The sequence below is a fragment of the Paramagnetospirillum magnetotacticum MS-1 genome (assembly GCF_000829825.1).
In the GTDB taxonomy this organism is placed as follows: Bacteria; Pseudomonadota; Alphaproteobacteria; order Rhodospirillales; family Magnetospirillaceae; genus Phaeospirillum; species Phaeospirillum magnetotacticum.
Map to the genome: position 1 here is coordinate 490,201 of NZ_JXSL01000027.1, position 13,370 is coordinate 503,570.

At 65.0% G+C, this 13,370-nt stretch carries 13 protein-coding genes; 10 read left to right on the plus strand and 3 right to left on the minus strand.

The features are described from left to right. Nucleotides 1–56: 56 nt before the first annotated feature. From dapA to CCC_RS11000, 3 genes are all read left to right on the plus strand, one after another. Nucleotides 57–929 (plus strand): 4-hydroxy-tetrahydrodipicolinate synthase, encoded by an 873-nt coding sequence (dapA, locus tag CCC_RS10990; RefSeq protein ID WP_009868800.1) that lies wholly within the window; start codon nt 57–59, stop codon nt 927–929. Nucleotides 930–1,061: 132 nt separating this feature from the next. Next, complete coding sequence (gene smpB / locus CCC_RS10995) at nt 1,062–1,523, plus strand: SsrA-binding protein SmpB (protein WP_009868801.1); 462 nt, start codon at nt 1,062–1,064, stop codon at nt 1,521–1,523. Nucleotides 1,524–1,560: 37 nt separating this feature from the next. Then, a complete protein-coding gene (locus CCC_RS11000; RefSeq protein ID WP_009868802.1) occupies nt 1,561–2,202 on the plus strand; it encodes a sulfite oxidase-like oxidoreductase in 642 nt (213 codons plus the stop codon). Between the two features lie 13 nt (nt 2,203–2,215). Here CCC_RS11000 and CCC_RS11005 read toward each other — a convergent pair whose 3' ends face one another. After that, the gene (locus CCC_RS11005; RefSeq protein ID WP_009868803.1) at nt 2,216–3,118 is read right to left on the minus strand and encodes a dihydrodipicolinate synthase family protein; all 903 of its coding nucleotides are present in this window, start codon (nt 3,116–3,118) and stop codon (nt 2,216–2,218) included. Nucleotides 3,119–3,181: 63 nt separating this feature from the next. On the opposite strand from CCC_RS11005, the gene CCC_RS11010 reads away from it, so the two are divergent. Both CCC_RS11010 and CCC_RS11015 read left to right on the plus strand, forming a co-directional pair. Beyond that, nucleotides 3,182–4,417: a glycerate kinase type-2 family protein gene (locus tag CCC_RS11010; protein ID WP_009868804.1), complete on the plus strand. Its 1,236-nt coding sequence runs from the start codon at nt 3,182–3,184 to the stop codon at nt 4,415–4,417. Further along, nucleotides 4,414–5,337: an AEC family transporter gene (locus CCC_RS11015; protein WP_041041272.1), complete on the plus strand. Its 924-nt coding sequence runs from the start codon at nt 4,414–4,416 to the stop codon at nt 5,335–5,337. Before CCC_RS11010 ends, CCC_RS11015 begins: the two co-directional genes overlap by 4 nt. Here the strand turns inward: CCC_RS11015 and CCC_RS11020 are convergent. Then, a complete protein-coding gene (locus CCC_RS11020; RefSeq protein ID WP_009867295.1) occupies nt 5,334–6,365 on the minus strand; it encodes a methyl-accepting chemotaxis protein in 1,032 nt (343 codons plus the stop codon). The genes CCC_RS11015 and CCC_RS11020 overlap by 4 nt on opposite strands. 141 nt (nt 6,366–6,506) lie before the next feature. Next, complete coding sequence (locus tag CCC_RS11025) at nt 6,507–7,298, minus strand: MBL fold metallo-hydrolase (RefSeq protein ID WP_009867294.1); 792 nt, start codon at nt 7,296–7,298, stop codon at nt 6,507–6,509. A 94-nt stretch (nt 7,299–7,392) separates the two neighbouring features. On the opposite strand from CCC_RS11025, the gene CCC_RS11030 reads away from it, so the two are divergent. The 5 genes from CCC_RS11030 to CCC_RS11050 are packed head-to-tail and all read left to right on the plus strand — an operon-like array spanning nt 7,393 to nt 13,306. Next, on the plus strand, nt 7,393–8,832 hold the full coding sequence (locus CCC_RS11030; protein WP_009867293.1) for a sigma-54-dependent transcriptional regulator: 1,440 nt from the start codon (nt 7,393–7,395) through the stop codon (nt 8,830–8,832). Next, the gene (locus CCC_RS11035; RefSeq protein ID WP_041041274.1) at nt 8,832–10,175 is read left to right on the plus strand and encodes a sensor histidine kinase; all 1,344 of its coding nucleotides are present in this window, start codon (nt 8,832–8,834) and stop codon (nt 10,173–10,175) included. The genes CCC_RS11030 and CCC_RS11035 overlap by 1 nt, the downstream gene beginning before the upstream one ends. A gap of 37 nt (nt 10,176–10,212) precedes the next feature. Continuing rightward, the gene (locus tag CCC_RS11040; RefSeq protein ID WP_152619759.1) at nt 10,213–11,307 is read left to right on the plus strand and encodes an SGNH/GDSL hydrolase family protein; all 1,095 of its coding nucleotides are present in this window, start codon (nt 10,213–10,215) and stop codon (nt 11,305–11,307) included. Further along, nucleotides 11,307–12,149 carry a ChbG/HpnK family deacetylase gene (locus tag CCC_RS11045; RefSeq protein ID WP_009867217.1) on the plus strand — a complete coding sequence of 281 codons (843 nt, stop codon included), beginning with the start codon at nt 11,307–11,309 and terminating at the stop codon, nt 12,147–12,149. The genes CCC_RS11040 and CCC_RS11045 overlap by 1 nt, the downstream gene beginning before the upstream one ends. Continuing rightward, the gene (locus CCC_RS11050) at nt 12,146–13,306 is read left to right on the plus strand and encodes an MFS transporter (RefSeq protein WP_009867216.1); all 1,161 of its coding nucleotides are present in this window, start codon (nt 12,146–12,148) and stop codon (nt 13,304–13,306) included. Before CCC_RS11045 ends, CCC_RS11050 begins: the two co-directional genes overlap by 4 nt. Nucleotides 13,307–13,370 lie beyond the last annotated feature (64 nt).

Consider the following 13,370-nt stretch of genomic DNA (forward strand, 5'->3'; position numbering starts at 1 on the left):
TGCGGTTGCGGCTAATGTCCCAAGCTCTTTCGACCACCCCATTTGGGAAGACTGCCATGTTCAAGGGATCCATCACCGCTCTCATCACCCCCTTCCGCAACGGGAGCGTGGACGAGAAAGCGTTCCAGGATCTCGCCGCCTGGCAGATCGCCGAGGGCACCCATGCCCTGGTTCCCTGCGGCACCACCGGCGAGTCCCCCACTCTGTCGCATGACGAGCATCATCGCGTGGTGGAACTGTGCATCGAAGTGGCCCGCGGCAAGGTTCCGGTCATTGCCGGTACCGGTTCCAACTCCACGGACGAGGCCGTTGCGCTGACCCGTCATGCCAAGAAGGCCGGAGCCGACGCCGCCCTGGTGGTGGCGCCCTATTACAACAAGCCCTCCCAGGAAGGCCTGTTCCGCCATTTCGAGGCCATCGCCACGTCGGTGGACATCCCGATCATTGTCTACAACATCCCCGGCCGCTCGGTGATCGACATCAGCGTCGAGACCTTCGTGCGCCTGTCGGCCCTGCCCAATATCGCGGGCATCAAGGACGCCACCGCCGATCTGGCGCGGCCCTTGCGCATCCGCGCCGCCCTGGGCGAGCGGCTTTGCCAGTTGTCGGGCGAGGACGCCACCGCCATCGCCTTCAACGCCCAGGGCGGCGTGGGCTGCATCTCGGTGACCTCCAATATCGCGCCCAAGCTGTGCTCCCAGATGCAGAATGCCTGGGCGGCCCGCGACTTCGCCACCTGCGACGCGCTGAACAAGAAGCTCATGCCGCTCCATGACGCCCTGTTCTGCGAGACCAGCCCGGCTCCGGTGAAATACGCCGCCAGCCTGCTGGGCAAGTCCACCCCCGACGTGCGCCTGCCCCTTGTCCCGGCCAGCGAGAATGCCCGCCACCGGGTCGAGGCGGCCATGAAGGCCGCTGGCCTGATCTGAACACCCTGTCCCGATGAGCCTCGCTCATCGGGACAGGGTTAGGCCCAAAGGGCCGCGCGCCTAATGGCGCGGGAGGCAAGGGCGCACGGCGCCCGCCCGCCGCCTGAGGGACATAGTAGAAAGGATAAAGTCATGGTGCTCCCCGGCCACGTCGCCGCACAGAACCGCCGGGCACGCCACGAATACTTCATCGTGAGCGAGGTCGAGGCCGGCATCATGCTGGTCGGAACTGAGGTCAAGTCCCTGCGGGTCGGCAAAGGCAACATCAACGAAGCCTTTGCCGGCCCCATGCAGGGCGAGCTTTACCTGTTCAACGCCTATATTCCCGAATACCAGTCCAAGATGCCCTTCCCGCACGAAACGCGGCGGCCCAGAAAGCTGCTGCTGCACAAGCGCGAGATGGCCAAGCTGATGAGCGCCATCGCCAAGGACGGCATGACCCTGGTGCCGCTGGACATCCATTTCGCTCAAAGGGGCATCGCCAAGGTCCAGTTGGGTCTGGCCAAGGGCAAGAAGCTGCATGACAAGCGCGAAGCCATCAAGGAGCGGGATTGGAACCGCGACAAGGCCCGCCTGATGCGCGACAAGGGCTAAGCCCCCATCTCTTGGGCATGACGCCCGGAAACAGACCATGACCGATAAAGACAAGCTGACCGCCGCCAAGGAGAAATGGGCCCGCGAAGGCCGCGCCCTGACCGGCGAGAAGACCACACCCGCCGCCCGCCGCCTGCCGCCCGGCCAGAGGGAGACCGTCGATTTTCCCGTCCTCGACCTGGGCGACCAGCCCAATCTTACGACGCGGGACTGGACTTTGAGCGTCGGCGGCATGGTGGACAATCCCATCCGCTGGGATTGGCAGACCTTCATGGCCCAGCCCCAGACCGAACTGGTCACCGACATCCATTGCGTCACCACCTGGTCGCGCTACGACAACACATGGGCAGGTGTCTCGGCCAAACATCTTCTCAAGATGGTCCGGCCGCGCAAGAACGTGCGCTTCCTGCTGTTGCGCAGCTTCGACGGCTACACCACCAATATTCCCCTGGCGCGCTTCGATGATTCCGACGTGCTTCTGGCCCATTCCTGGCAGGGCCAGCCCTTGAGCCGCGATCATGGCGGGCCGGTCCGCGCGGTGATCCCCAAGCTGTATTTCTGGAAAAGCGCCAAATGGCTGCGCCACATCACCTTCTCCGACCACGACACCCCCGGATACTGGGAATTGCGCGGCTATCACGGGGAAGGCGATCCGTGGAAGGAAGAGCGCTACAGCTGATCGGGCCGGAGCCTCAGAGGACGATGCCCGCCTGACCCAGGCGCTCGACCAGTTGGATCTCGGCTTCGGGGGCCAGGGCCACCAAGGGCGGCCGTACCCGCCGCCAGCCATATTCCCCGGTGCGCCGCGCCGTCAGGGCCTTGAGCGCGGCGATGAGCGGCATGCCCTCCATGATGGCGCGGAACACCCCCAGATCAGCCTGCAAGCGCTCGGCCTCAGGCTCCTGCCAGCGTCGCCACAGATCCAGCATGGCCGGGCCGTGGATATTGGCGTTGGCGCTGATACAGCCCGCCCCTCCGGCCCGCATCACCGGCAGGATGAAGCGTTCGGTACCCGAGAACACCTTGAAGCCGGGATAGGCCCGGCACATGGTCTCCATATTGGCCAGATCGCCCGAGGAATCCTTGATTCCCACCACGGTTGCGGGATAGGCGGCCAGCAGGCGCTCGATCAGCCCATGGGTGATGGGAATCTGGCTCTGCTGCGGGAAATGGTAGAGATAGAGCCGAAGGCGGTCGTCGCCCACCCGCTCGATAACCTCGGCAAAGGCGGCAAACAGCCCGTCCTCGCTGGGATTCTTGTAATAGAAGGGCGGCAGCATCAGAACGCCGCCGCAACCCCGCTTGACCGCATGGCTGGTCAAGGCCACGGAATCGCTCAGCGCGCAGCATCCCGTTCCCGGCATGACGCGGCCCATGTCCAGACCCGCCCCGACCAAGGCATCGAGCAACTCCACCTTTTCCGCCACGCCCAGGGAATTGCCTTCGCTGGTGGTGCCGAACGGCGCCAAGCCCAGTCCCTGGCCCATCAGATGACGGGCGAGACCGACGAACAGCGGCAGATGAGGCATCAACGTATTGGTGAAGGGGGTGAGGACGGGGGCAAGGACGCCGTCCAGCGTGCCGGGATTGCTCATGGGTCGTTTCCGCTGTCTACTGGTGTGACCATTGAGCCCACAAAGAGGGACGGAGTCCAGAAGATGAGCATTCTGCGGCGCATGTTCGAAGCGGCGGTCGAGACGGCCAAGCCGTCGCTGTGCCTGCCGCCCGCCCTGCCCGCTCCGCCGCCGGGCCGCACCCTGGTGATCGGCGCGGGCAAGGCCGCCGCCGCCATGGCCCGCTCCGTGGAAGACAACTGGACCGGCCCGTTGTCCGGTCTGGTGGTCACCCGCTATGGCCATTCGGTGCCGACCCGGCGCATCGAGGTGGCCGAAGCCGCCCATCCCGTGCCCGATGCCGCTGGCGCGGCCGCCGCGGCCCGCATGATCGAGATGCTGGGGACAGTGGGACCCGACGATCTGGTCCTGTGCCTGATCTCGGGCGGCGGTTCGGCACTCCTGGCCTGCCCGGCTCCCGACATCACCCTGACGGAAAAGCAGAGCCTGACCGGAGCGCTGCTGCGATCGGGCGCGGCCATCGGCGAAATCAATTGCGTGAGAAAGCACCTCTCCGCCGTCAAGGGCGGCCGCCTCGCGGCCCTGGCCGCCCCGGCGCGTCTGGTGACACTGGCCATCTCCGACGTGCCCGGCGACGATCCTTCGGTGATCGCCTCGGGCCCCACGGTGCCCGATCCCACCACCCTGGACGAGGCGCGGGGCGTGCTGGCCAAGTACGGTATTACCCCCTCACCGGCCATTGCCGCCCGCCTCATTGATCCGGCGGCGGAAACGCCGAAGACGCTATCCCAGGCCGAATATCACCTGATCGCCACGCCCCAGCGCTCGCTGGAGGCCGCTGCCCTAGTGGCGGCGCGGGCCGGATTCATGCCGTTGCTGCTGGGCGACGCCCTGGAAGGCGAGGCCCGCGAAATGGCCAAGGTCATGGCCGGTATCGTCAGATCCATCCGCGCCCATCAGCAGCCGGTTCCCATGCCTGCGGTGATCCTTTCGGGCGGCGAGGCCACCGTCACCATCCGGGGCATAGGCAAGGGCGGTCCCAACGCGGAATTCGCCCTGGCCCTGGCCTTGGCCCTCAAGGACACCCAGGGTGTCGACGCCATCGCCTGCGATACCGACGGCATCGACGGCACCGAGGATAATGCCGGGGCCCTGATCACACCCGACACCTTGGAGCGGGCGAGATCGCGCGGACTTCATGCGGAAGATTATCTTCGCGAGAACGATTCTTACGGTTTTTTCAATGCGTTGGGCGATCTTGTTAAGATTGGACCCACGCTGACCAACGTCAACGACTTCAGAGCGATCCTGGTGCGATGATCCTACCCTTCGACACGTCCCTGGCGCTGAAACTGGTGCCGCTTTATCTGCTGATGGGGATCGGCTTTGTGCTGGGACGATTTGGCGGGGTCAAGGGCCAGGATCTCGGCCGCCTCGCCCTGTTCGTGCTGTCACCCGCCGTGGTGTTCAAGGGTTTCGTCACCGCCGATCTTAGGGGAGCGCTTCTGGCCCTGCCCTTCGTGGTCTTCGGCCTGTGCTCCGTGGTGGCGCTGCTCACCGCGCCCCTGGCGGGCCGGTTCTGGAAGGACGGGCGCGAGCGCATCGCCGCCTTCACCAGCGGTACTGGCAACACCGGCTTCTTCGGCATTCCCGCCTGCCTGGCCCTGGTGGGGCCGGACTCCCTGCCCTATGTGGTGATGGTATCGTTCGGCGCCACGGCTTACGAGAATTCAGTGGGCTTTTACACCGTGGCCCGCGCCGAGGCCTCGGTGGGCGGAGCCTTGATGCGGGTGCTGAAATATCCCGGCCTGCATGCCTGCTGGCTGGGAGCCGCGCTCAATCTGTCGGGCCTCAAGGTGCCCGTCCAGGTGATGCAGGCCGTGGACCTGTTGTCTGGCGGTTTCGTACCGGTGGGCATGATGATCGTCGGGCTGGGTCTGGCCCAGTTACGCTCGCTCCGCCTGGATTTCGGCTTCACCGCCTTTACCTTCGCGTTGAAATTCGCCCTATGGCCCGCCTTGGCCCTGGGCTTTGTCTGGCTGGACAAAGGCTGGCTGCATGTCTTCGGGCGGGTCGGGCATCAGGTTCTGCTGATCGAATCCCTGGTGCCGCTGGCCGCCGTCACGGTGGTGCACGCCAATTTGCGCAACATCCACCCCGACCGCGCCGCCATTGCCGTCGCCGCCAGCACCCTGTTCGCCCTGGTCTGGCTGCCTGTGGTGTATTCAAGGGCATTCTAGACGCGCTGGACGATCACTCCGTACCAGCCAAGGCCTTCATAGGTCTCATAGCCGGGGGTGCGGGCATAACCGATCATCACGCCGGTGGGATCAATATAGAAGCCGCGCTCGCCCTGATCGGTGCGCAAAGCGAAGGTCTCGCTCAGCACGCCGGTCCGGTCGGAGGACGCGATCACCCGATGTCGCGAATCCAGCAGCAGGCAGCGCGACCGCGCCTTGTCCTGGGGGGCGAGCCGCACGCCGTCGACGATGCCCTGGGCCTGGGCCTCCCAATCAAAGAAGATGCCCAGCGCCCCAATGGGCTTGCCGTCGGCCTCTCCGTTCTCACGGATGGCGGTAGCATAGGTGGCCACCATGGCGTTGCCGAGGCCGGGCGCCCTGGACACATCCGCTACCGCGAAGTCGCCGCCGCTTTGCGTGGCCATGGCGTCGCGAAACCAGGCTTCGCCGGAAACGTCGGTGCCCACCACGCCGGGATAGCGCCCATTCCGGCCATTGGCGACGACGCGGCCCTGGGCATCGGCCACCCACAGGTCGAGATAGACGGTGTAGGAATCGAGGATCACGCCGAGACGGCGGCATGTATGGTCGGCGACGGCCTTTTCGCCCGGCCGCCCGGCGCAGGCCACCACGGCCGCATCGGTCGCCCACCAGCGCACATCGCAGGAGCGCTCATAGAGGTTGCGGTCCATCACCTCGATGGTGTTGTGGGCCAGATCGGCCAGACGCTCGCCCCGCACCTGCCGCACCTGAGACGCCAGACTTTCGCCAAACCGCGACAATTCGCCCAACCGGCCGCGCAACTCTCCTTGCAAGGAATCGGTCAGCAGGGCGATCTCGTTGGAGATGGCCTTGACCTCATCGGCCACCACCGCGAAGCCCATCCCCGCCGAGCCGACGCGGTGGGCCTCGATGGTGGCGTTGAGCGCCAGCATCTTGGACCGACGGGTAATCCCGTTGATACGCATGATCTTGTCATCGGCCACCGAGGCCACGCCGCCCGTCAACTGAAGCAATTGCTCGATCATTACTCACTCCCGAATCACACCTTCCGGAGCAATCAACGCAACCGCCATGCCAGCCCAGGCCACTGTCTTTTCAGCATTTGCACAGGAATTTTGCACCGAACCGGCTCATTAGGCGCTCAAAACTCGGGCAAATACGTGGTTCTACCGAACCTCGATCAACATCTTTTGCCCGTGGACCGGCAGGCGGTAGACGTCCTTCACCTCCTTGACCTTCAAGGACGCCTCGAACATATGGGGCGAGCAGGAATTGTCGGCGAACATGTCCCAGTGACACGGGATGGCCTGGGCGGGTCCCACCCGACGGACCAGCTCCGCCGCTTCCCAGTGGGACAGATTGGCATAGCCGCCGTTGATGGGCAGGCAAATGGCGTCGGGACTGTGCTTGGCGCCCGCCTCGGCCAGCAGGTCGCACCAGGCGGTATCGCCGGTGATCCAGACCTTAGGGCCGCCATCGCCCTCGATGACAAAGCCCATATGGGTGAGATCACCCGCATCGGTGGGCAGGGCGAAGGTTCCGGTGACGGTCAGGTCGCCCAGCGCGATCTGATGGTTGGGCCAGGTCAGAATCCGGTCGCTTTCCGCGACACTGGCCGCGGCCAGCACCGCCTGGGTATCGCCCGGCCCGGCGAAGGCCTTGACCCTTCCGCTGCGGGCGCAGCCGCACAGGGTGTCGGGATCGGCATGGTCCTTGTGGGAATGGCTGCACAGCAGCAGATCGGCCCGCAACTCCTCGGGCGCGACCAATACCGGCACCCGCCGGTCAAGGTCGAGGCCGCGCCGCGACGGATGGCAGGAATTGGAAAGATAAGGATCGACGGCCAGGACATGTCCCGCCGGAGACTTGATCATCCAGCCGTTCTGGCCCAGGAACCACAGGGCGAGGGAGCCCTTCTCCACGCGGGTCGTGGCGATTTCGCCCATCAAGCCGGTCATGATCCATCCACGCTGGTAAAGAGTTGACCACTGCGGGCCGTCAGCCCAAGAATAGCGCACCTTAAGCCCTTCTGACCACTGGAGCCCCGCCTCAATGACCAGCCTGCCGATCATTCTGGTGGTGGACGATGAAAAGCAGTCGCAGGAGGCACTGCGCCGGGTCTTGGCCGACGAGTTCCAGGTGCTGACCGCCTCCACCGCTCAAGAAGCCGAGGGCTTGCTGGAGCAGGAAATGGTCCACGCCATCTTGTGCGATCAGCGCATGCCGGGCATCCAGGGCGTGGACTTCCTCAAGGCCGTCCGCGACCGCTGGCCCGATCCGGTGCGCATGATCATTTCCGGCTATTCCGAGGCCGAGGACATTATCGCCGGTGTCAACGAGGCCGGGATCTACCGTTACATAACCAAGCCGTGGGAACCCGATGAGCTGGTTCATACCCTGCACGGCGCCCTGAAGCTTTACGCCCTGCAACGTGAAAACGCCCAGGCCAGCCTGGACCTCAAGGTTCCTCCCGCCGCGTTGGAGCGCTCCATCGCCAAAAAGACCGGCACTTTGAAGCGCCAGCATCACTTCGACAGCATCATCCACGCTTCCGATTCCCCCCTGACCGAGGTGATCGAGATGGCGCGCAAGGTGTCGTCCTTCGACATCTCGGTGCTGATCACCGGCGAATCAGGGACCGGCAAGGAATTGCTGGCCCGCGCCATCCACTATAATTCGCCCCGCGGCAATAAGCCCTTCGTGGTGGAGAATTGCGGCGCCCTGCCCGACCAGTTGCTGGAATCCGAACTGTTCGGTTGCAAGAAGGGCGCCTTCACCGGCGCTTACGAGGACCGGATCGGTCTGTTCGAACAGGCTTCGGGCGGCACCATCTTCCTCGACGAGATCGGCGAGACTTCGCCCGCCTTCCAGGTCAAGCTGCTGCGCGTGCTGCAAGAAGGTGAAATCCGTCCCCTTGGCGCGCGCCTAACCCGCAAAGTGGATGTGCGCGTCATCGCCGCCACCAACCGCAATCTGGAAGAGGAGGTGCGCGAAAAGCACTTCCGCCGCGACCTGTTCTATCGTCTGGCCGCCTTCCCCATCCATCTGCTTCCCCTGCGCGAGCGCCCCATGGATGTGCCGCTGCTGGCCGAACGCCTGCTGGGCGACACGGCCAGGGGATTCGGCCGCCCCAATCTGCGCTTCGCCCCCGACGCCGTCGCCCAGTTGCAGACCTATGACTGGCCGGGCAATGTGCGTGAACTGCAAAACGAGATTCAGCGCATGGTCGCCCTGGCCGACGGTCCGGCTCTCGGTCCCGATTTGCTGAGCCCCCGCCTCAAATCCCGTATCTGTCCGGCAGGCCGCGCCCTGGCCGATCACGGCGCACCCCTCACCCTCAAGGATCAGGTCGAGGCGCTTGAGGCCCGGCTGCTGGCGGAATCCTTAAGCCGGCATCGCTGGAACATCACCCGTGTGGCCGAGGAAACCGGCCTGTCCCGCGTGGGCTTGCGCGCCAAGCTGCGGCGCTATGGGCTGGAGCGGGAGGATTAATGGCCACCTATACCGACCCCCGGCCCTCCTCGGCCTACGACTTCGCGGGCGGCTATGACCCGGACATGGCGAGCGCCCAGGAAACCGCCTGGATCGAGGTCATCCGCAAGATGGAGGAGGTCTATTCCGACCTCATCTCCTACGAGGTGGAACTGGAGGAAAAGAACACCGCCCTGGAGGAGGCCCAGCGCTTCATCAATTCCGTGCTGTCGGCGGTGTCGGATATCCTGATCGTCTGCGATCAAATGGGCCGCATCCAGCAGGTCAATCTCGCCTTCCTCCAACTCACCGGTCTGGCCGAGGTGGATCTATTCGAACGCCCCTTGGACGAATTGCTGGCCGAAGGCACCGGCCAGTTGCGCCTGTTCAGCTGGATCGACGCGGTGGAAAGCCAAGACCGCGAGGTCCGTTTCCGCTCCCATGACGGCGGGCTGACCGATCCGGTGGCGCTGTCTTGCGCCACCCGCCTGGACCATCGCGGTCTGCCAGCGGGAATCGTGCTGACAGGGCGCCCCGTGGGTGAGCTGCGCCGCGCCTATGAGGCCTTGAAGACGGCCCAGGCTCAGTTGATCCAGCAGGAAAAGATGGCCTCTCTGGGCCGTCTGATCGCCGGTGTGGCCCACGAGCTCAACAATCCCATCAGCTTCGTCTATGGCAATGTCCATGCCCTGTCCAAGTATTCGGCGCGCATCGCCGCCTATCTGGATGCCATCCACGCCGGTTGCGACGAGACGGAGCGCGAGTCCCTGCGGGCCAAGCTACGCATCGATTCCACCCTGGCCGACCTGCCCGCCCTGATGGAGGGAACCGCCGAGGGCGCCCAGCGGGTGGCCGATATCGTGCGCAGCCTGAAGCGACTGTCCTTCTCCGCTGGCTCCAAGCCCGAGGAATTCGATCTGGGCGAGGTGGTGGCCAAGGCGGTGCAGTGGTCGGGATCGGGCAAAAAGGGGCTGGCGTCCATGGATCTGGACCTGCCTGACAGCCTGATGGCGCGCGGCAATCCCGGCCAGTTGCATCAGGTGATCGTCAATCTGATCGAAAACGCCCAGGACGCCGTGGCGGACCGCCCCAATGGCCGCGTCGCCGTGACGGGCAGAACGGAAAACGGCCAGACCGTGTTGGAGATCGCCGATAATGGCCCCGGCATCGCTCCCGATATCGTCGGCAAGGTCTTCGACCCTTTCTTCACCACAAAACCGGTGGGCAAGGGAACGGGCTTGGGTTTATGGATCTCTTACGGCATCATCCGCGACCACAATGGGTCTTTGGAAGCCGGAAACGGGCCGGACGGCGGCGCCTGCTTCACCATCCGCCTGCCCGCGCCAATACTCGTAGGAGCCTGATTTGCCCCGTTACCGTCGCCCCTCCCGGTTGCGCAATTTGGCAGGGAACCTCCTGCTCACCCTGGTCTCCTGCCTGACCTTCCTGGTGGTGGCCGAGCTTGTCGCATGGCAATTCAATCCTCCGCCCAGCCCCGGCCTGCCCGTGGACATGTTTCAGGGCGGGCCGGGTGGCGTCTGGATCATGACCCCGGACTTCAGGGGGGTGATGGACAATCGGGTCGATTTCACCAATGTGCCCGCCGCCGCCGATTCATCCGGGGCCCGCATCGTCCCCGCGGCCCCCGCCGAGGCTCCGCGCCGCCTGCTGGTGATCGGCGACAGCCAGACCTTCGGGCACGGGCTTTCCGACGAGGATTCCTGGCCCAATCGCCTGCAGGAGAATCTCAATCGCCGCGATCAGGCGGTGAAGGTATCCAATCTGGCCATTCCGGCCATCAATATCGACCAGTACCTGGCCCGTGTCCGGGTCTTGGCGCCATCGCTGGGAGCCAACGACACGATATTGATCGGAATGAGCTGGAACGACCTCATCACGCCGCCTTCGGATCAGGAGTCCAACCGTATCGTGGCGGGCCATCTGGTCAGCGTCGGCACCGGCGACAGCGAGACCGCCATCCAAGCACGGGTGCGCATCTACGACTTTACCGGCATCAGGGTACCGCGCTTCCAGAACCTGAAGACCTTCCTGGACACGCTGAGCCAGGAATCCGCCCTGGTCTCCACCTTGTATCCGCGGGCCAAGGCCATCTATTACCGCCTTCGCGACCATTCGCCCGTGGCGGATCTGGTCAAGGCCGGGGTGCCCGAGGCCAATTTCCTGATGATGCGCCAGATCGCCGAACTGATCGCGCCCACCGGCGCGCGGCTGGTGGTTGTCCTCTTGCCTGAGCGGATGTTCTTCGAGGACGGGCCCTTCGCCGTCTATTCGGTGAATGGCCGGGACTTCCCCACCCCGGATTATCAGGCGGCCCTGGCCCTGCCCCTGTGCAAGGACGCCGCGATCACCTGCCTCAACGCATTCCCCCTCCTGCACGACCATCACCGCGAAGGGCTGGTCTTCCCCGTGGACGGGCATTTCAATGCCAAGGGCGCCGTCCTGATCGGTGACTGGCTGGCGTCCGAGTTGTATTGATGCCGAAGATAAAATCCGCCATCACCCTTTGCGCCGATGATTATGGACTGACCCCAGGCCTGGGTGTCGCCATTCGTGCCCTGATCGGGCAAGGCCGTCTTCAGGCCACAGGCTGCATGACCGGCTCGGCCTTCTGGCCCGATGAGGCGAAGCTGCTGCAGTCCCTGGAGGGCCGTGCCCAGTTCGGGGTGCACCTGACGCTGACCGATCAGCGGCCGCTGGGTCCCATGCCCAACCTGGCGCCCGAGGGGCGACTGCCGCCCATCGGCGGCATGGTCAGGCGCTCTCTCCTGCGCCGCCTGGACAAATCCGAGATCGCCGCCGAGTTGGAGCGTCAGGTCGATTCCTTCGAAACCCATATGGGGCGCGCGCCCGACTTCCTCGACGGCCATCACCATGTCCATCAGCTCCCCATCATCCGCGATGTGGTGGTGGATCTGTGGCGCCGCCGGTTGAAGCCCCAAGGCGGATGGGTTCGCTCCTGCTGGGAAAACCCCTTTGCCATTGCCCGACGCGGCATCGATCCCATCCGGGCCACCATCATCGCGCTGCTGGGGATCGGACTTCGCCACCGCATGCGGGCCGAGGGCATTCCCCACAATCTCAGCTTCCGGGGCGTCTATGACTTTTCCGGCAAGGTCCCTTACCGTGAACTGTTCCGGCGCTTCACCGATTCCCCTGGTCCCAAGACTCTGATCATGTGCCATCCCGGCCAGGTTGACGACGCGCTTCGCGCCTGCGAACGGCTGACCGACCAGCGCGAAGTGGAATGGCGCTTCCTGGAATCCGATGCCTGCCCCCTGTCCCTGGCTGACCGCGGCATCACCCTGACCGGGCCATGAGCCCACAATCCGCCGCCCTGCGGCTGGGAACCTACTACGCCGCCCTGTTCGTGGCGGTAGGTATTCACATCCCGTTCTGGCCGCTGTGGCTGCAAAGCCGGGGGCTCTCGGCTTCGGAAATCGGGCTGGTGGCCGCCGCTGGCTATCTGACCCGCATCCTGGCCAGCCCGGTGATCGGCCATCTGGCCGATCATGGCGGCCAGCGCCGCCTGCTGATGATCCGCCTTGCCCTGGCCGCCGGGGTGATCTGGCTGCTCTTTCCGCTGATGGGGGGATTCCTGCCCATTCTGGTGTTGAGCGTGGTGGCCATCTTCCCCTTCACCGGTCTGGTGCCTTTAGGCGACACCCTGGCCATGATGGTGGTCGGCCGCCATGGACTGGATTACGGACGGGCCCGGCTTTGGGGATCGCTGTCCTTCATCGCCGCCGCCACCTTGCTGGGCAAGACACTGGAATCCTGGCCGGTGACGGCGTTGCCCTGGCTGATGAGCGGAGCTCTGCTGCTGACCGCCGCCGCCTGTTTCGGCCTGCCCGACATCAAGGTTCCCCGGCACGAGGACAAGCCGCCCTCGTTGCGGCCAGTCCTGCTCAATCCGCTGTTCCTGCTCTTTTTGGGAACAACGGCGCTCAACCAGATGGCCCACACGGTTTATTACGCCTTCGCCACCATCCATTGGAAGGCGGCGGGGCTGTCGGACATGGTCATCGGCCTGTTATGGTCCGAAGGCGTGGTGGCCGAAGTCATCCTGTTCGCGGTCAGCAACCGGGTGGTGGGCCGCTTCGGTCCCGCCGCCCTGCTGCTGGCCGCCGCCTTGGGCGGGACGGTGCGCTGGCTGATATTGGGAACCACAGCCGCCCTGCCCCTGGTGGTCCTGGCCCAATTGCTGCACGCGGCGACGTTCGGCTGCGCCCATCTGGGAGCCATTCACTTCATCGCCCGCGCCGTCCCGCCGGGCCTGTCGGCCCGCACCCAGGGCATCTTCGCCGCCATGGCGATCGGACTGGCGCCCGGCCTGATAACGCCATTCAGCGGCAGGCTCTACGAAAGTCTGGGCGGCGGTTCCTATCTGGCCATGGCGGGCCTGTCCGCCCTGTCGGCGCTGCTGGCTTGGGCGTTGATGCGACACTGGACTTCAGGCGGCCGGATCACCAAGTGAAACTCTTTCCTCCCTTGCATGGGGGGAGTAGGATCGAGGCGGGGAAATACAGTGGCAGGCTATC